Origin of the sequence: Halogeometricum limi (genome assembly GCF_900115785.1) — an archaeon.
GTDB classification, from domain to species: domain Archaea; phylum Halobacteriota; class Halobacteria; order Halobacteriales; family Haloferacaceae; genus Halogeometricum; species Halogeometricum limi.
The window spans coordinates 182127-199057 of record NZ_FOYS01000007.1 but is presented as its reverse complement, the minus strand read 5'-3'; the positions used below and the strand labels follow the sequence as shown (position 1 = coordinate 199057).

Annotated in this window: 16 protein-coding genes, 1 tRNA gene and 1 rRNA gene; 12 read left to right on the top strand and 6 right to left on the bottom strand. The window is 65.3% G+C overall.

Features of this window, described 5'->3' with window-relative positions:
* A 16S ribosomal RNA gene (locus tag BM282_RS17685) occupies window positions 1-205 on the bottom strand; the annotation flags it as partial.
* A gap of 700 nt (window positions 206-905) precedes the next feature.
* Between BM282_RS17685 and BM282_RS17680 the strand changes: the two genes are divergently transcribed.
* Window positions 906-1466 carry a TATA-box-binding protein gene (locus BM282_RS17680; protein WP_089883507.1) on the top strand — a complete coding sequence of 187 codons (561 nt, stop codon included), beginning with the start codon at window positions 906-908 and terminating at the stop codon, window positions 1464-1466.
* 71 nt (window positions 1467-1537) lie between these two features.
* Window positions 1538-2407, top strand: coding sequence for a helix-turn-helix transcriptional regulator (locus tag BM282_RS17675; RefSeq protein ID WP_245758411.1), 870 nt, complete (start codon window positions 1538-1540; stop codon window positions 2405-2407).
* Window positions 2408-2618: 211 nt separating this feature from the next.
* Here the strand turns inward: BM282_RS17675 and BM282_RS17670 are convergent, their stop codons facing one another.
* Window positions 2619-3824 carry a Cdc6/Cdc18 family protein gene (locus BM282_RS17670; protein ID WP_089883504.1) on the bottom strand — a complete coding sequence of 402 codons (1206 nt, stop codon included), beginning with the start codon at window positions 3822-3824 and terminating at the stop codon, window positions 2619-2621.
* Between the two features lie 1063 nt (window positions 3825-4887).
* The gene (locus tag BM282_RS17665) at window positions 4888-5400 is read right to left on the bottom strand and encodes a biotin/lipoyl-containing protein (RefSeq protein WP_089883502.1); all 513 of its coding nucleotides are present in this window, start codon (window positions 5398-5400) and stop codon (window positions 4888-4890) included.
* Between the two features lie 204 nt (window positions 5401-5604).
* On the opposite strand from BM282_RS17665, the gene BM282_RS17660 reads away from it, so the two are divergent.
* From BM282_RS17660 to BM282_RS17645, 4 genes are all read left to right on the top strand, one after another.
* On the top strand, window positions 5605-6069 hold the full coding sequence (locus BM282_RS17660; protein ID WP_089883528.1) for a hypothetical protein: 465 nt from the start codon (window positions 5605-5607) through the stop codon (window positions 6067-6069).
* Window positions 6070-6120: 51 nt separating this feature from the next.
* Complete coding sequence (locus BM282_RS17655; RefSeq protein ID WP_245758410.1) at window positions 6121-8247, top strand: DEAD/DEAH box helicase; 2127 nt, start codon at window positions 6121-6123, stop codon at window positions 8245-8247.
* Between the two features lie 178 nt (window positions 8248-8425).
* Window positions 8426-10726 carry an N-6 DNA methylase gene (locus BM282_RS17650; protein WP_089883500.1) on the top strand — a complete coding sequence of 767 codons (2301 nt, stop codon included), beginning with the start codon at window positions 8426-8428 and terminating at the stop codon, window positions 10724-10726.
* 40 nt (window positions 10727-10766) lie between these two features.
* Window positions 10767-10840 (top strand) — tRNA-Tyr (locus tag BM282_RS17645).
* A gap of 166 nt (window positions 10841-11006) precedes the next feature.
* On the opposite strand, the gene BM282_RS17640 is transcribed toward BM282_RS17645, so the two are convergent.
* Window positions 11007-11366, bottom strand: a complete 360-nt coding sequence (locus BM282_RS17640) for a hypothetical protein (protein ID WP_089883497.1) — start codon at window positions 11364-11366, stop codon at window positions 11007-11009.
* Between the two features lie 74 nt (window positions 11367-11440).
* Window positions 11441-11800 (bottom strand): 2Fe-2S iron-sulfur cluster-binding protein, encoded by a 360-nt coding sequence (locus BM282_RS17635; protein ID WP_089883496.1) that lies wholly within the window; start codon window positions 11798-11800, stop codon window positions 11441-11443.
* Between the two features lie 172 nt (window positions 11801-11972).
* Between BM282_RS17635 and BM282_RS17630 the strand changes: the two genes are divergently transcribed.
* The 5 genes from BM282_RS17630 to queC all read left to right on the top strand — a co-directional run bounded on the left by BM282_RS17630 (window position 11973) and on the right by queC (window position 15040).
* The gene (locus tag BM282_RS17630) at window positions 11973-12206 is read left to right on the top strand and encodes a hypothetical protein (RefSeq protein ID WP_245758409.1); all 234 of its coding nucleotides are present in this window, start codon (window positions 11973-11975) and stop codon (window positions 12204-12206) included.
* Window positions 12207-12435: 229 nt separating this feature from the next.
* Window positions 12436-12834, top strand: coding sequence for an acyl-CoA thioesterase (locus tag BM282_RS17625; RefSeq protein WP_089883493.1), 399 nt, complete (start codon window positions 12436-12438; stop codon window positions 12832-12834).
* Window positions 12835-12956: 122 nt separating this feature from the next.
* On the top strand, window positions 12957-13442 hold the full coding sequence (locus BM282_RS17620; RefSeq protein ID WP_089883491.1) for a 6-pyruvoyl trahydropterin synthase family protein: 486 nt from the start codon (window positions 12957-12959) through the stop codon (window positions 13440-13442).
* Window positions 13442-14230, top strand: coding sequence for a 7-carboxy-7-deazaguanine synthase QueE (locus BM282_RS17615; RefSeq protein WP_089883490.1), 789 nt, complete (start codon window positions 13442-13444; stop codon window positions 14228-14230). The genes BM282_RS17620 and BM282_RS17615 overlap by 1 nt, the downstream gene beginning before the upstream one ends.
* Window positions 14231-14248: 18 nt before the next feature.
* Window positions 14249-15040: a 7-cyano-7-deazaguanine synthase QueC gene (gene queC / locus BM282_RS17610; RefSeq protein WP_089883488.1), complete on the top strand. Its 792-nt coding sequence runs from the start codon at window positions 14249-14251 to the stop codon at window positions 15038-15040.
* Window positions 15041-15043: 3 nt separating this feature from the next.
* Here queC and BM282_RS17605 read toward each other — a convergent pair whose 3' ends face one another.
* Window positions 15044-15349 carry a hypothetical protein gene (locus tag BM282_RS17605; protein ID WP_089883486.1) on the bottom strand — a complete coding sequence of 102 codons (306 nt, stop codon included), beginning with the start codon at window positions 15347-15349 and terminating at the stop codon, window positions 15044-15046.
* Window positions 15350-15451: 102 nt separating this feature from the next.
* Between BM282_RS17605 and thiC the strand changes: the two genes are divergently transcribed.
* A complete protein-coding gene (gene thiC / locus BM282_RS17600; RefSeq protein WP_089883484.1) occupies window positions 15452-16906 on the top strand; it encodes a phosphomethylpyrimidine synthase ThiC in 1455 nt (484 codons plus the stop codon).
* Window positions 16907-16931 lie beyond the last annotated feature (25 nt).

Genomic DNA, 16931 nt, shown 5'->3' with positions numbered 1-16931 from the left:
CTGCAGCGCCGGAGCGTTTGTGGGTCCCGGCATTCCAGCGTGGGACCAGTATGACGTATTAGCCTCAGTTTCCCGAGGTTATTCGTCTCTGCAGGGTAGCTTGACCACGTGTTACTGAGCTATATGCTGCGAGTGTGAACTCGCGCAACTAGCATGGCTAAATCGGACTCCGATAGCAATGGCCTCCGGCAGGATCAACCGGAATGGGTTCCTGGCGTGTGCCAGGAGGGTTTGGCGGGATGATCTCGACGTGTGTCGAGTCATCTCCATTGCGTGGTCCGTTCGTGGTGCTCGGTGTCACCGAACGGGTGGCACCGAACTACCAAGGCTAACATCAGATTCCATCTTGTACGGCGGACCGCAGGGGTGGAATCCTCATTTCTTCGGATTTGAACGTAGCGCGTCCGTTCCCATAAGGGCGTCGGTTCGCTTCGTTCGGTGTCCGAGTGCGACACGGGGTTGAACCGTGTCGCGGTCGCGGTGTGTCGTTCGCATTCAACCGAAATCGCCTCGACCACTTAAGGCCGTCGTATCGTCGGCGTCGTGAGAGTGCGAGGCACTCTCCCGTGCGACGTTTCGTCGGTGGGGTCGAGGGGCGTTCGGGTGTTTGGCGCTCCGGGAGTGTCCCGGGGCGCCCCGCGTATTTCTACCAATGGCAGGGTTCTACTTAACCTCATTGATTCGGGACAATTTTCAAAAAATAGTTCGGTATAGGTGCTATTGTGTGACAATCACGCCGTTTTTCGAATCTAGCGTGACTTCCGGATAGTTTATATAGTGGTATGGAGTTCGACGTACGCGGGCGAGCGCGAGAAACATACCATTATAGAGAAACAATCAGCCGGTCAGTCTCAATTTATAACGGGTCGCTTTATAAGCGAGGGGCGAGACGTTTCGACCGAACAATGAGTGCGCCGGCAGATTCCATCGAGATTCAGAACGTAGTCGCATCGACGGGTATCGGACAAGAGCTCGACCTCGAAGCACTCGCGGACGACCTCCCCGGTGCCGATTTCAACCCCGACAACTTCCCCGGTCTCGTCTACCGGACGCAGGACCCGAAGGCGGCGGCCCTCATCTTCCGCTCCGGGAAGATCGTCTGCACGGGTGCCAAGAGCATCGACGACGTGCACGAAGCACTCGGCATCATCTTCGACAAACTCCGCGGTCTGAGCATCCCCGTCGACGAAGACCCCGAGATAACGGTCCAGAACATCGTCTCGAGTGCCGACCTGGGTCACAACCTGAACCTGAACGCGCTCGCGATCGGTCTCGGTCTCGAAGACGTCGAGTACGAACCCGAACAGTTCCCCGGTCTCGTCTACCGGATGGACGAACCCGAAGTCGTCATCCTCCTGTTCGGGTCCGGAAAGATCGTCATCACGGGCGGGAAGCAGACCGACGACGCGGAGACGGCCGTCGAAGAAATCGTCAAGCGTATCGACAACCTCGGTCTCCTCGACTGAGACGCCCAAGGCGACGACTCGACCGCGGGCAGTCAAAACGGTGATAGCACCCGCCACGTAACCACAGAGGTATGAGCACGCGCGAGGCCATCGCTTTTCTCGTCGGGTCGGAGAGCCGACTCGAACTCCTCAGGACGCTCCGAGATCGACCGAGTCGGCCGAGCGAACTCGCCGACGAGTGTTCGTGCGCCCGCGAGACGGCACAGCGGACCGTCGGCGCCTTCGTCGACCGAGGGTGGGCACGGAAAGAGAACGGCCGGGGACGGTACGCACTCACCGCAAGCGGTGTCCTCGTGGCGGAGGGGTACGAAGCGTTCGAAGCGAGGGTGTCCGTCGCCGACCGGTTCTCGGTGTTGCTCGAGAACCTCGGCGGCGTCGTCTCCGACCTCGACCCCGTCGTCTTCGACCGCCTCCGGGGGACGACGGCGACGCCGGACGACCCACACGCGCCCATCGACCGATTTCTGGCGGTCGTCGGCACCGAAACGGTGAGCGAATTCCGCGGCGTCACGCCTATCGTCAGTCGTGTCTTCAACGAGGCGGCACGGCGAATCATCGGCCAGCAGTCGAACGTGGAACTCGTCATCGACGAACGCGTCTTCGAGACGTCCGCCTCGGAGTACCCCGACGACCTGACGCGGGCGTACGAACTGGACCAGTTCGACCTGTTCGTCTGTCCGGAACGACTGACGTTCGGGCTCATGCTGGTCGACGGTCACGCCTACCTCGCCGCGTACGACGACCACGGGAACCTCCTCGCGAGCGTCGACGGGACGGATCGAGAGTTCGTCGAGTGGGCCGAACGGACCTACCGAGCGTACCGTACCCGGTCGTACGAACCGACGTCAGACGAAACCGAGGCCGAACCCGACGACGACCGTAGCGGGGACGACACCGACAGCGAAGCCGACGACGACCGAGCCGTGCAGAACGGTGAGTAGTGACCGGTCCGGTCACGCGTGAGTGGTCCAATCACTTTTGAGTGTAGGAAGCTATAAGTTCGATCTCACGAAGAAGCAACTGCAGTCGTGTGAGAGACAGCACGTCCCGCACGAACCCCGCTGCAGTTCGGCCCCCACGTCGCAGATGACGAAGCGGAGTCCGAGGACGCGCCCGTGCCCTCGTCCCGGACTCTGTAATCGCTCGACGACACTACGTTCCGACTTCTTCGGAGAGCACGTCACGGACGACCTGCGGGTCCTCTAAGAGCTGGTGTTTCGTGTAGCTACCCTCTGCACTTCCACCGCTGTGTTTCGACTGCTCGATGATGTCGAGGAAGGCGTGTTCTTTCAACAGGTCGCGGACGCGACGCAGCGACAGACTGTCGGACCCTTGTCCGGTACAGATGTTTTCGTACACTTCGTAGACGCGGCTGGTCCGGAAGCCGTCCTGACGCTCGTTCGAGAGCGACAGCATCGCGAGCGCCTGCAGGACGTATCGCGAGTGCGGCGTCGACCCGCGGATGAGTTCGCGGAAGCGGTCGGTCTCCGCGCGTTGTCGCGCCTGCGTGACGAACTCCTCGCGAACCGTCGACGCCGCGGTCGACTGTGCAATCTCACCCGCGTATCGGAGGATGTCGATGGCCTTTCGCGCGTCACCGTGTTCTCGGGCGGCGAGGGCGGCGGCGCGGGGAATCGTCGAGGGGTCAAGTACGCCGTCCCGGAAAGCGTCGCTCCGGGCGTCCATGATGTCGCGGAGTTGGTTCGCGTCGTACGGCGGGAAGACGAACTCTCGCTCGCAGAGACTCGACTTCACTCGTTCGTCCATGCGGTCTTTGTACTGAATCTTGTTGCTGATACCGATGACGCCGAGTTTGCACTGGTCTATCTTCCCGGCCTCGCCCGCGCGGGACAGTTGCATCAGGATGTCGTCGTCGCTCAGTTTGTCTATCTCGTCTAAGATGATGAGCACGACGTCGTACTGCGCGTCGAGGATGCGCCAGAGACGTTTGTAGTAGGTGGATGTGCTGAGTCCTTTGTCGGGGACTTTGATTCCGGTCACTTCGGAGCGATTCACGCTGTCGGCGATGGTCTGGACGGCCTGCGTCTCGGTGGTGTCCTGCGCGCAGTCGACGTACGCGAACGTCGCTTTCACCGCCTCTTCGCTCGCCGTCTCGACGAGTCGCTGTGAGACGTACTTCGCACAGAGCGACTTTCCGGTTCCCGTCTTCCCGTAGATGAGGACGTTGCTCGGACTCTGCCCGAAGATTGCGGGGTTCACGGCCGTCGCGAGATTGGATATCTCGTCGTCGCGGCCGACGATGCGTCCCTCACCCGGGAGGTGATTGATCTCGAGGAGTTCCTTGTTGGCGAAGATGGGGTCCTCCCGAGTGAAGAGGTCGTCGCTGGCGTTCGGCATAGTACAGGACACCGTGTTTCCGGTGAAATGGTTTGTCATCTCGCCGCGCGACACACACACCGGGTTTCCGGTGAAAGGCCACATTGCCGGGGTACTCGTGCAGTCGAAACAGAGGTGTGGGTTCACCGGAAACCCGGTGTGTTCACGAGACGTGACCCCTCGGTGGTCGGTGTCCACCGGGCAACGACGGGCGAAGTCGGCGTCTGCCGGGGCGAATGACCGCCGAGAACGAACGAGAGGCGGATGAGAGGCGAACGAACGACGGGTGGAACGAACACTAGATGGGACGAACGGCACGTGAGACGGTGAGTCGAGACGGATGACGCGCCACACCTTCTTCTCCCCGAGGACGAGTCGCGTCCGTTCCATATCCGCCGCCGCCGTCACCCGCAGACCCAGTACTCGAACCGTCGCTTCCGGTGCGACATGTTCGAGTAACGAACTAGTGAGTGTTCGCGAGTGTATCAATGGACGTTTACACTAAACAACTATTTAATAGTTGTTGTATGCTCTCCAGAGAGAGCGGAACCCGAACGGAGTCGGCGATTCGTTGGTTTCCAAAAGGCCGAGTATGAAGCCGCGATACGCTCTTTCGCGTGCTACGAGTTCGTTTCGGCCGCTCGGGTTTCACCGGAAACGCGGTGTGACTCTCTCGCACGGCGCGACTCGTTGGTCGAGACGAGAGGTCAGGTTCACTGGCAGATTATCCGGGTGCAGACCTTCTACCCGAGATTTTTCACCGGAAACGGGGTGTGGCTCCGCTGACGTGTCTCCGACTCGACTCCCGACTTCGCTCGCCGCTATCCGTCTCCCCCTACGTTCGTCCGGTTCATCGGAAACCCGGTGTGCGTCTCTCTTCGACACCTGCACCCTCTTTTTGCCGTCTCACCGGAAACGTGGTGTGTCTCTCCGCGACGTTCCCCGACGACGGCGCGGCCCCGTGTCCTCGTCGACGGCGTTCACCGGAAATCCGGTGTGACTCCGACCTCCGCTCTTCGAACGTCAACTCCACTCCTCGAACGGCACCCCCTGCCCCTCGAACGTCGCGTGACGTTCGCTCTCTTCACCGGAAATCCGGTGTGAGGGGACGACTCACGCCGCACGCTACCTTCCCCTCATCGACGGCCGCCGTCGCAACTGTAGCTTCGAATCCGTCGGCCGATTTACGTCGTTGGTAACCGGAATCACCAGAAATTTGCATACTCGTTGTCTGAGCGGTCTCACCGCCTCCGGACGTCTCGGCCGCACTCGCCTCCCCTCCGCCGGTCGTCTCGCCTGTCGCGTCGGCGGCCGTCGCTTCGGCCTCTTTGACCCCACCTCCGGTCGCTTCCGAGAGCAGTTCCGAGACGTCCTCTCCGGACTCGCCGACGATCGCCACGGCACCGCCCGGACCCGTACTCTCTCCCTCGGCGACGAGGACGTGGTGGAGAACGCCGTCCTGTCGAACGCGTATCTCTCCGGTCGTCTTCTCGGACTCTATTTCCGCGACGACTTGGTCGTCGGTCACCTCCTCGCCCTCTGCGACGAACCACTCGACGACGAGTCCCTGGTCCATGTCCATCCCGAGCTTCGGCATTTTGACAACGTATCCCACGGTGTGTCATCACACACCACGAGAGAAGAAAAAGACGCACCTCGTCTCTCGAACCGACGACGCTCCGAACCCGTCAGTTCGATAAGGCCGCCGCCCGTACGAGGAGTAATGACGCCCTCGGTGTTCCGCCGAGCACGACACGGTCTCCGTCGAGTCGGCGCTTGGTTCGTCGCGCCTGCCCGGTGGATGGTCCGCACGCTGCGCCCGTCGAACGCTCGCGACGGAGACGAACGAGACTGGCGACTCGCCCACGCGCGCCGGACCGAGACGAAGTGGCGGCGCGACGACGAGACGGTCCGGTGTTTTCGGTTCGACGACGGGTACGTCTCGACCGTCGACTACGCCGACAGAGACGTCACGTGGCAGTTGACGCCCGGACAGGTCCCACTCGCGAGTGCGCTCGCGACGGCGACGGTGTACCTCCAACACGCGACGACGCCGCAGATGGACCCGGACGGCCGGCCGTTCGTCGCCGTCGGTGACGCCGGCCCGCGGCAGGTGTTCGAAGAGATTGCCGACGAACCGGTCGACTACGTCTACCTCGACACGCTCCGCACCCTCGAAGAGTTCCCCTCGTTCATCGACGTGAACGACGACGTTCGGCGCGTCTACGAACGGATGTCGCCGACGCGGTTCAACACGCTCGGCTGACCTGTTCGGCAGGCGCAAGCCGTTTCCCCGCCGCCCCCTTCCTCCGAGACGATGACGGAAGACGACGCTGCCGACGCGGACACGCCGACGGACGCGCACTCGTCCGACGAGTCTCACCCGAACGAGGCGCCGGAGGACGGCGCGGCAGACGAGACTTCGTCGCGCCGTCCGCGAGAGAACCACCCGTCTACCGTCGCAGACGTCCGGGCAGACGACGAGAGAACGCACAGCGACGGCGACGACGGCGACGACGACGACGAGAGTGTCCGTCGCGCCGACGACGACCTCGCCACCGAACCCACCGACGCCGCCGCCGACCTCGCCACCGACCGCGACGCCGACACCGACACGCCCGCTACGCCCTCCGTCCTCGACGTCTCGCTCGACGGCTTCTACGACGCGCTCGAAGCCGAGGGCCGCCCGGTCGTCACCGCCCAACAGGCGGGTCGAAATCTCGGCCTGTCGCAGTCCGCGGCGGCCGACGCCCTCGACCAACTCGCCCGGGACGGCGTCGTCCAACGCGTGAACGTCGAGACGGACCCCGTCGTCTACTACCCGACCGAGTGGGGTCGTCTCGCCGAACGCGAGCGAATCGTGCTCTTTCCCGAACGGCGCGAAGTCGTCGTCGACCGACCGACGCAGTACACCCGCGCCCGTCTCGCGCAGTTCGCCCACCTCGTCGACTCCACGGGCGACCGGAACACCGGCACGCGCGGCTACCTCTACAAGATTCGTCAGGAGGACGTCTGGCAGGCCCCGTTCGACGAGTTGGACTCGCTTCTCTCTCTCATGCGGTCGGTCCTCCCGCGTCGCTCACCCCATCTGGAGACGTGGGTGGAGAACCAGTGGAAGCGCGCGAACCAGTTCCGCCTCTACACGCACGAAGACGACTACGTCGTCCTCGAAGCCGCCTCCGAGAGTCTGATGGGCAACGTCGGCCGACAGAAACTGGACGAGGAACACCTCGTCGCGCCCATCTCCGACACGGAGAGTTGGGTCCGCGACGGGAAGGAGGCGCACATCAAGCGCATCCTCTACGAGGCGGGGTATCCGGTCAAAGACGACCGCGACTTAGAGACCGGCGACCCGTTAAACGTCGAACTCCGCGTCGAACTCCGCGACTACCAACGCGACTGGGTCGACCGCTTCACCGACCAGAAGGCGGGCGTCCTCGTCGGCCCGCCGGGGGCCGGAAAGACCGTCACGGGAATCGGCGTCCTCGCGGCCGTCGGCGGCGAGACGCTCGTTCTCGTCCCCTCGCGCGAACTCGCCGCGCAGTGGCGAACCGAGATTCTGAAGCACACCTCGCTCTCGGAGGACCAGATCGGCGAGTACCACGGCGGGCAGAAACAGGTTCGGCCGGTCACTATCGCCACCTACCAGACGGCCGGGATGGACCGTCATCGCTCGCTGTTCGACGACCGCGAGTGGGGCCTCATCGTCTACGACGAGGTCCATCACGTCCCCTCGCGCATCTACCGCCGGAGCGCCGACTTACAGGCGAAACACCGACTCGGCCTCTCGGCCACGCCGATACGGGAGGACGACAAGGAGAAGGAGATATTCACGCTCATCGGCCCGCCCATCGGCACCGACTGGTCGAAACTATTCGAGGCGGGCTACGTCCAGGAACCCGAGGTGGAGATTCGGTACGTCCCCTGGGCCGACGACACGGTCCGCAACGAGTGGTCGAGTGCGGACGGCAGAGAGCGCCATCAACTCGCGGCGATGAACCCGCAGAAGGTCGCCGAGACGCGCCGACTGCTCAGACAGCACCCCGAGTCGAAAGCGCTCGTCTTCGTCGACTATCTCGACCAGGGCGAGGAGATGGCCGAGGCCCTCGACGTGCCGTTCGTCAACGGCGAGATGCGGCATCACCACCGCGAACGTCTGTTCGAGCGATTCCGCGAGGGACAACTGCGAACGCTCGTCATCTCCCGCGTCGGCGACGAGGGAATCGACCTGCCGAACGCCGAACTCGCCGTCGTCGCCTCCGGCCTCGGCGGGTCGCGCCGACAGGGTGCCCAACGCGCCGGGCGGACGATGCGCCCCGCGGGCAACGCCCTCGTCTACGTCCTCGCGACGCGCGGGACGACGGAGGAGGACTTCGCTCAGCGACAGATGCGCCACCTCGCCGAGAAAGGGGTGCGCGTGACCGAGAGCGACCTGACGGACTGACGGTCTCCGATTCGCGTTCTGTCTCCCGCCGACGCCGACCGAACGGGTGCCGTTAAGTTCGGACCGTCCGTCGGCGGGTGTAGACGGGCGACGCAGACACCGACGACCACGCGGGTGTCGACACCGACGTCGCGGCCCACACCGATGTCGACGCCGACGCTCGCTCTCGAACCACACGATGACGCTCGAATCACTCCTCGGCGACGACGGACACGAACGGTACGAGAAGGGACTCGACCGGTATCGCGACGCGCTTCGAGCGAGATTCGGAGACGAGCGAGTCGCCGCCGTCTACGACGAGTGGCGGTCGTTCGTCCGAACCCACCACGGCGCGGTGTTCGACCGACTCGCCGAGGAGACGGACGACTCGTCCGCCGACGACCCGTCGCCCGACGACGACCCGTCGCCCGACGACGCCGACGCCGTCGCCCGCGCGGTGTTCGTCCAGACGCTCTCGCTCGATTTCCTCCTCTCTCGACTCCTCGCCGCCGCCGAACGGCAATTCGGTGTTTCGGTCGGTTCTGTCGACACTCCGGCGGGTGAGTCACCCGAACTCCTCGCGCGGTTCGACGCCGTTCACGCCGCCGTCGCGGACGCACTCGGTTCGACGACCGAGGACGCACTCTCCGACCTCGAACGCCGGTTCGTCACCGCCGCCGACCCCGGCGCAGTCGCCGAACTCCACCACCGGACCGTCCCGCGTCTCACTCGGCGGTTGTTCGGCCGGTACGACACGCCCGCCGGTCTCGCCGAACTCGCCGTCGAGAGCGTCCGGGACGACGGAGACGACTTCGCGGACGCGGTCGTCCTCGACCCCGGCTGCGGCGCGGGTGCGTTCCTCGCAGCCGCCGGTCGAGCGAAAGCCGCCGCCCTCGCCGAACGCGGCGTCGCCCCGAGCGAGACGGCCGAACGCGTCACCGACACGGTCCGCGGGTTCGACGTGAACCCCGTGGCGGTCCGCGCGTCGCGTCTCGCACTCGTTCTCGCCCTCCGGTCGGTGCTCTGGCGGAGCGACGTCGCCGGCGTCGTTCCCCGCGTCGTCCTCGCCGACGCCGTCGAGACGACGGCGGCCGACTCGCCGCTCGACGGCACGCGCGCGGACGTGGTACTCGGGAACCCGCCGTGGCTGACGTGGGACTCGCTGACGCCGCGGGTGAAAGACCGCTGGCGCGACGGGCCGATGGCCGACCCGAACCTCGACCTGTTCTGCCACCGCGGCCGGAACGCCCGACTCGGCTACGCGAACGACGACCTGTCGGTGCCGTTCGCGTGGACGTGTCTCCACGAGTTCCTCCGCGACGGCGGCCGCGCCGCGTTCGTCTTGAAACGGGACCTGACGACCGGCCCCGCGGGCGAACTCCTCCGCCGGCGTCGCGTCGGTGACAGACCGCTCTCGATGCGACACGTCCACGACTTCGGGTCGCTCTCGCCGTTCGGTCGCGAAGTCGCCGCCGGGACCGCCGTCTACCGACTCGACGTGGGTTCGGCGGATGCGGCGACCAGCCCGGAGCACCGGTCACCCGTCGAGATTCCGACGACGCGGTGGTCGCGGGACGACGAGAGACCGGTGTACGACTCTCTCGACACGGTGCGGCGGACGCTCTCCGCAGACGAGACGGCACTCGTTCCGGCCGACCCGGAGACGACGGCGTCGGCGTGGGTCCGTGCGGACGCCGAACGCCGTGCGCTCGGCGACTCGGCCTACCGCATCAGACACGGCGTGAAAGACGACGCCAAAGCCGTCTACGCCCTCGACCGGGAGACCATCGAGGAGTACGACCTCGAACCCGACCACGTCTATCCGTATCTGAAGTCGAAACACGTCGTCAAGTACGGCCTGTTCGGGCACGACAGACATCTCGTCCCCCAGCGGATGGCCGGCGAAGAGAACGAGGACGCTCTCCGCCGCGAGACCCCGAACACGTACGCATATCTCGACGCGAACCGCGAGCGTCTGGAGTCTCGCGGGTCGTCGTGGTTCGACGACGGGCCGTTCTACTCGCTTTTCGGTCTCGGACCGTACACGTGGGCCGACTACAAGGTGGTCTGGTGTCGTCTCGGCTACAAGCCGCACTTCGCCGTCGTCTCGACGGTTTCGGACCCTCTCATCGGCGAGAAACCGGTCGTCCCCGGCGACCACTGCATGTTCGTCGGCACCGACGACGAACGCGAGGCGCACTACCTCTGCGGTCTCTTGAACTCCGCGCCGTACCAGCGCTGTCTGCGCGACATCTCCTCCGGCGGGAAGTCCAGTCTCTCGAAGTCGACCGTCTCCAAACTCTCACTGCCCGAGTGGGAGGCGACGGACGCGCAGACGGCCATCGCCGAGGCGTCGATGGCCGCCCACGAAATCGTCCCCAAACACGTCGACTGCTCGAAGCGCGCGTACAACGCGAAGACCGTCCCGGAACTCGACGTGGTGCAGGCCCGCGTGGACCGCGCGGCCGAGCGGTTCCTGGCCGTCCGCGACGACCAATGAGAAATTCTTAAGTCCGGTCACGGCGCTACGAGTAGATGGACCGCTCTTAGCTCAGCCTGGCAGAGCAGCCGACTGTAGATCGGCTTGTCCCCCGTTCAAATCGGGGAGAGCGGATTTGCTTGCAAATCCGGTCGAGTCGGTTTGAGCAGCGAGCGAACGGTGTGAGCGAGTGAGTTCAAATCACCGTGACTTCGCTCTGCTCGTCACGAGCCTTCGGTCGCTTCGCTCACGAAGACGGGGAGAGCGGACTTCTCTTGCGACTGCCTGCAGAGCGACGCGACTACGCTTCGTCCGGGTCGGAGTCGGTCGCTTCGACCAGTCGACTGTTCTCGAACTCCTCTATCGTCCCCTCGTGTCGGACCTGTACGGTCTCTCCGGGGAGTCCCGGGTCGTCGGACGACCCGCCGACGTCGGACGGGAGCGAGACGGCGGTCACGCCGTCGAGCGTTACTTCTCGACGCTGGATAGGGTCGTCCTCGTATTCTACGGTCGCCCACGTGGCGGCGTCGACGTCGAGTTCCGTCCCGAAGTACTCCTCGGGGTCTCTCTCTATCGAGTCTGCGGTCTGCGACTCGCCGGGCGTCCGGTTGTCGTCTATCTGGACCGCTTCGTGCTTGTACTGGTGGAGACGGACGAGCATACCTGCCACGTTCGTAGGGCTACGCTATCGGTGGCGTGGCAACGTACGTAGGGAACGCCGAGTCGTCGACGGATTCACTCCCGCCCGCCCCACACGCGCTTGTCGTCGACCAGTTCGACCACCATCGGACCCGTTATCCGAATCTGACACGACAGGCGCGGGTAGCCGAACCGCGCCGCCAGTCGGTCGTGCCAGTGCGTCGGTGCCGGTTCGCCCTCTCGAATCCGCACGCCACAGGTGGCACACACGCCGTTTCCGCCGCAGTTCGCCCGTTCGGTCAGTCGCGCGTACGGCGACAGGTCGTGTTCGAGGAGGTGGTCTCGCAGTATCGTCCCGGCGCGCGCGTACGTCACCGCCTCCGCGTCGCCGTCGCGGACGACCACGCGAATTCGACCGGCGACCGTCCTCGCGCCGTCGTTCGTGTCCCCGCTCATGGATACCGGTTCGACGTCGCGTGGCGACGCGACGCATCACCTTCTGACGTGACTATTGTTCCCACGGTCCTAGAAAGTATCTCTCATATTACAACTTAAGACCCCCGAGTACTAGCGGATAGATATGAGCGTCGAAACAACTGCTCCTACTCGTGTAACCGTGCGCCAACCCATGAACGACCACGAGACGATGACCGTCGAAGTGGAGACGACGAACGAGACGCGTCATCTCGTCGAGTACGCCACCCCCGACCTCCGCCGGACGCTCGAAGCGCTCCCGTCGGGGACGACGATTCCCGTCACGCTCTCGCGTGCCGGGGCCCGTTCGAACGTCTGGCGCGTCGACGCACTCCACAACGACCCCGCTATCCGCACCGCGAACCCCGTCGCACCGACGCCCAACTGAAGTCTCCCGCTCGTCGCCCCGCATCACGGGCACTCTCCGAACTCGTCGGCAGGCGTTCTTTTTCCGCTTGCCGGTCTTCTCGCGCCGCCGTCACCGACGGGCGACTCTTCGAGGGCGACGTGCCCTGTTTCTCGCCGCGGGAACGGGCTACACGTGGGCGGCGACGGCGTCGGAGTGGCGGGAGTGACCGACCGGCGGTGTTTAGCATCCCGCCGTCGACTACCCGACCGTGACAGAGTTCGCCTACGAGACCGATATCACCGTTCGTTTCCGTGACCTCGACCCGGTCGGCCACGTGAACAACGCCGTCTACGCGACCTACTGCGAACAGGCCCGCATCGACTTCTTCCGGGAAGTGTTGAACGTCGAAAGCGAGGACGTGAACTCCGTCCTCGCGAACGTCGAGATAAACTACCGAAAGCCCATCGAAGGGCTGGGAACCCTCACCGTCGCTCTCGGCGTCACCGACGTGGGCGACTCGTCGTTCGAGATGGCGTACGAACTCCGGTTCGGAGGCGACGTGGTCGCCACCGCTTCCTCCGTCCAGGTCGTGATAGACCCCGAGACGAAGACGCCCACCCGCGTCCCCGACGACTGGCGGGAGCGAATCGAGAAACTCGACCACTGAGTCGGGACGGGTCGCTCGCAGTCGCGGGCCGCCGACCGATTCACAACCGACAGACCGCTCGGGACGGCCGACCGACATCGCAGAAACGGCGACTTTTTCACGCCGAACGATAATCTTCCAGTATGTCCCAGCACATACTGGAGTCGGGTCCGAGTCGCACCGACTCTTCGAACGACTCCTCCATCGCCGAACGCGCCGGAGAACGCGTGCTCCGAATCGGTGCGGACCGGCCCATCCGAATCAGCGCCGGTCACCGCCTCCTGCACCACGACGGAAAGTGCAGTCGCCCGCACGGTCACAACTACGAGTTCTCCGTCGAGGTGACCGGCCAACTGACGGACGAGGGATGGGTCGTCGATAAGGGCGTCGTCACCGACGTGATAGACGAGTGGGACCACCGGTTCCTCGTCGAGTCGGGCGACCCTCTCGTCGACGCCTTCGAGGCCAGCGGCGACGGCGACTCGCTCGTCGTCCTCGACGCGCCGCCGACGGCCGAAGTGATGGCCGTCCTCTTAGAGGAGAAACTGCTCGACAGGCTCCCGGACACCGTCTCGGACGTCGCCGTCGCGGTGCGCGAGACGGGCGAACTCTGCGCGAGTCACCGATAATGCCCGTCACCTCCCGCGTCGAACGCCCCGACACCGCCCCCGACGGTCCCGCACTCCCTATCAACGAACTGTTCGCCTCCCTGCAAGGAGAGGGGAAACTGGCGGGCGTGCCGAGCACGTTCGTCCGGACCAGCGGATGCAACCTCCGCTGTTGGTTCTGCGACTCCTATCACACCTCGTGGGAACCCACGCACGCGTGGATGGGTCTCGACGAACTCGTCGCGGAAGTCGACTCGCTCGCCCCCGACCACGTCGTCCTCACCGGCGGCGAACCGCTGATACACGACGAGAGCGCGACGCTTCTCGACCGACTGTCTGAGGACTACCACGTCACCGTCGAGACGAACGGAACGCTCGCGCCGGACGCGCCAATCGACCTCGCCTCCATCAGTCCGAAACTCGCCTCCTCGACGCCGTCGCCCGCGAACGCGCCGGAGGGCGTCGACGGCACCGAGGGCGTCGACGTGGGCGAGTGGGAGGAGAGACACGAGGCGAACCGAATCGACCTCGACACGCTCGCGACGTTGGTCGAACGACACGAGTTCCAGTTGAAGTTCGTCGTCACCGGTGTCGACGATATGGCCGAGGTGAACGAACTCGTGACCGACCTGCGCGGCGTCGCCGCCGCGGAGGTTCTGGACACCGACGTCCTCCTGATGCCGGAGGGACAGACCCGCGAACGCCTCGCCGAGACGCGGAACGTCGTCGCCGAGTTGGCCCGCGAACACGGCTACCGCTACACCCCGCGCCTCCACGTCGACCTGTGGAACGACGCTCCCGAGACGTAACCCCGACTCCGACCCACGATGACCGATTCAGACACCACCGACACGAACGCGACGGACAGAACCGATACCGGCACGAACGCGACGGACAGCACCGATACCGACACGACGGACAGCACCGACCGACCGACCGCCGTCGTCCTCCTCTCCGGCGGCATGGATAGCGCGACGACGGCCTACGAGGCCAAAGACAGGGGCTACGACCTCTACTGTCTGCACACGTCGTACGGGCAGAAGACCGAGTCGAAAGAGTACGACTGCGCGCGTCGACTCGCGGACGACTTGGGCGCACTCGACTTCCTCCACATCGAGACGGACCACCTCTCGGCCGTCGGCGCGTCGAGTCTCACCGACGACTCGATGGCCGTCGACGACGCCGACATGGACGCAGACGAGATTCCCTCCTCGTACGTCCCGTTCAGGAACGCGAACCTCCTCTCGATGGCCGTCTCGTACGCCGAGGCGAACGGCTGTGACGCCGTCTTCGTCGGCGCGCACTCGGAGGACTACGCGGGCTACCCCGACTGCCGACCGGAGTTCTTCGAGGCGTTCGAGACGATGGTGGACGCGGGCACGAAACCCGAGACGGACATCGCTATCGAGGTGCCGTTCGTCACCGACTCGAAGACGGACATCGCCCGCCGCGGCCGCGAACTCGGCGTCCCGTTCGAGCACACGTGGTCGTGCTACCGTGCCGAAGAACCCGCGTGCGGGACCTGCGACTCCTGCGCCTACAGACTGCAGGCGTTCCAGAACGTCGGCACTCGCGACCCGATTCCGTACGCGGAGCGTCCCGACTACGGCGAGTCGTAGCGGTCACTCCGCCCGCCGCGACGCCGACGAGAGCACCCGAACGACTCGGACTAGTCGCCACACCGTCCACCCGCCGAGAGCCATCGCGCCGAGTCCGACGACGGTGACGAAGACGGCAACCCAGTTCGCCGTCGCCACGGCGCAGTCGAGCGTCTCCCGCGCGCACGGCCCGAACAGTTCGCGGGCGAACGCCCCCCAGTAGACGAGTGCGGTTCGACCGGTCCATGCGGCGGCGGCGGCCGACAGGACGGCGAGGGCGCTCAGGAGTCTCCCCAGTCGTCGCGGACCGGCGTGGAGGGCTCGGACCATGCCGAACGTAGAACGTCAGAACACAAACACGTTTGGGTGGCTGCGGAGGCTCTTCTCGCGCCTCGACAACGCTTATAACTTAGTAATATCACTAGGTAGTCGATGACGACACAGCTCCAGTACGCGAGAGACGGGACGGTGACGCCCGCGATGCGGCGCGTCGCCGAACGCGAGAACGTGTCGGTCGAGTTCGTCCGCGAGGAGGTGGCGAACGGGCACGCGGTGATTCCGGCCAACCGTGAACACGCCTCCTTGGACCCGATGATACTCGGCGAGGCGTTCTCGACGAAGGTGAACGCGAACATCGGCAACAGCGAGGAGACGAGTTCCCGCGAGGAGGAACTGCGGAAACTCCACACGGCAATTCACCACGGCGCGGACACGGTGATGGACCTCTCCACGGGCCCGAATCTCGACGAGGTGCGCGAGGCGAACGTCCGGTACTCGCCCGTTCCCCTCGGAACCGTCCCCATCTACGAGGCGGTCAAACGGGCCGATTCGGTCGCGGATATCACGCCCGAACTCCTCCTCGACGTGATTCGCAAACAGGCGCGGCAGGGCGTCGACTACATGACTATCCACGCGGGCGTCCTGATGGAACACCTCCCGCTGACGGACGGGCGAACGACGGGCATCGTCTCCCGCGGCGGGTCGATTCTCGCGAAGTGGATGGAAGAGAATCGGATTCAGAACCCGCTGTACACCCGGTTCGAGGACGTCTGCGAGGTGTTCGCCGCGTACGACGTGACGTTCAGCCTCGGCGACGGCCTCCGACCGGGCTGTCTCGCCGACGCGGGCGACGACGCGCAGTACGCCGAGTTGGAGACGCTCGGCGAACTCGTCGACGTGGCGCGAGACCACGGCGTGCAGGTGATGGTGGAGGGACCCGGCCACGTTCCGTTGGATATGGTCGCAGAACAGGTCGACCGAGAGCGCGAGGTGTGCGACGGCGCGCCGTTCTACCTCCTCGGCCCACTCGTCACCGACGTCGCCCCGGGGTACGACCACATCACGAGCGCCATCGGCGCGACGGAGGCGGCGCGGGCGGGCGCGGCGATGCTCTGCTACGTCACGCCGAAGGAACACCTCGGACTCCCGGACGCCGACGACGTGCGCGACGGCCTCGCGGCGTACCGAATCGCGGCGCACGCGGGCGACGTGGCCGCCGGCCTCCCCGGTGCGCGAGACTGGGACGACGCACTCTCGGAGGCGCGCTACGCCTTCGACTGGCGACGGCAGTTCGAACTCTCCTTGCACCCGGCGCGCGCGCAGGCGGCGCACGACCAGACGCTCCCCGGCGACAACTACAAGGAGGCCAGATTCTGCTCGATGTGCGGCGTGGAGTTCTGTTCGATGCGCATCGACCAGGACGCGCGGTCCGGCGAGGGCGGGATGCAGGAGATTGCCGACGAGACGGACCTCGACGCCTCTCCCGCGGCCGAGGTGAACCTGCCGCCGGTCGGAACGCACGACACCTCCCGCGTGCCCGAACTCCCGGCGTTCCTCCGCGAACTACACGAGTCGGGGGACGGGGGCAGAGCGAACGCCGACGACTGACCGCGTCGCCGCCTCCGAAATCAGT

Bases quoted from the DNA above. Each gene is read 5' to 3' on its own strand.
- BM282_RS17635 (WP_089883496.1), bottom strand. From the start codon at position 11,800: ATGAGCGGGGACACGAACGACGGCGCGAGGACGGTCGCCGGTCGAATT.
- BM282_RS17670 (WP_089883504.1), bottom strand. From the start codon at position 3,824: ATGCCGAACGCCAGCGACGACCTCTTCACTCGGGAGGACCCCATCTTC.
- BM282_RS17675 (WP_245758411.1), top strand. From the start codon at position 1,538: ATGAGCACGCGCGAGGCCATCGCTTTTCTCGTCGGGTCGGAGAGCCGA.
- BM282_RS17620 (WP_089883491.1), top strand. From the start codon at position 12,957: ATGTCCCAGCACATACTGGAGTCGGGTCCGAGTCGCACCGACTCTTCG.
- queC (WP_089883488.1), top strand. From the start codon at position 14,249: ATGACCGATTCAGACACCACCGACACGAACGCGACGGACAGAACCGAT.
- thiC (WP_089883484.1), top strand. From the start codon at position 15,452: ATGACGACACAGCTCCAGTACGCGAGAGACGGGACGGTGACGCCCGCG.
- BM282_RS17655 (WP_245758410.1), top strand. From the start codon at position 6,121: ATGACGGAAGACGACGCTGCCGACGCGGACACGCCGACGGACGCGCAC.
- BM282_RS17615 (WP_089883490.1), top strand. From the start codon at position 13,442: ATGCCCGTCACCTCCCGCGTCGAACGCCCCGACACCGCCCCCGACGGT.
- BM282_RS17665 (WP_089883502.1), bottom strand. From the start codon at position 5,400: ATGCCGAAGCTCGGGATGGACATGGACCAGGGACTCGTCGTCGAGTGG.
- BM282_RS17605 (WP_089883486.1), bottom strand. From the start codon at position 15,349: ATGGTCCGAGCCCTCCACGCCGGTCCGCGACGACTGGGGAGACTCCTG.
- BM282_RS17650 (WP_089883500.1), top strand. From the start codon at position 8,426: ATGACGCTCGAATCACTCCTCGGCGACGACGGACACGAACGGTACGAG.
- BM282_RS17680 (WP_089883507.1), top strand. From the start codon at position 906: ATGAGTGCGCCGGCAGATTCCATCGAGATTCAGAACGTAGTCGCATCG.
- BM282_RS17630 (WP_245758409.1), top strand. From the start codon at position 11,973: ATGAACGACCACGAGACGATGACCGTCGAAGTGGAGACGACGAACGAG.
- BM282_RS17660 (WP_089883528.1), top strand. From the start codon at position 5,605: ATGGTCCGCACGCTGCGCCCGTCGAACGCTCGCGACGGAGACGAACGA.
- BM282_RS17640 (WP_089883497.1), bottom strand. From the start codon at position 11,366: ATGCTCGTCCGTCTCCACCAGTACAAGCACGAAGCGGTCCAGATAGAC.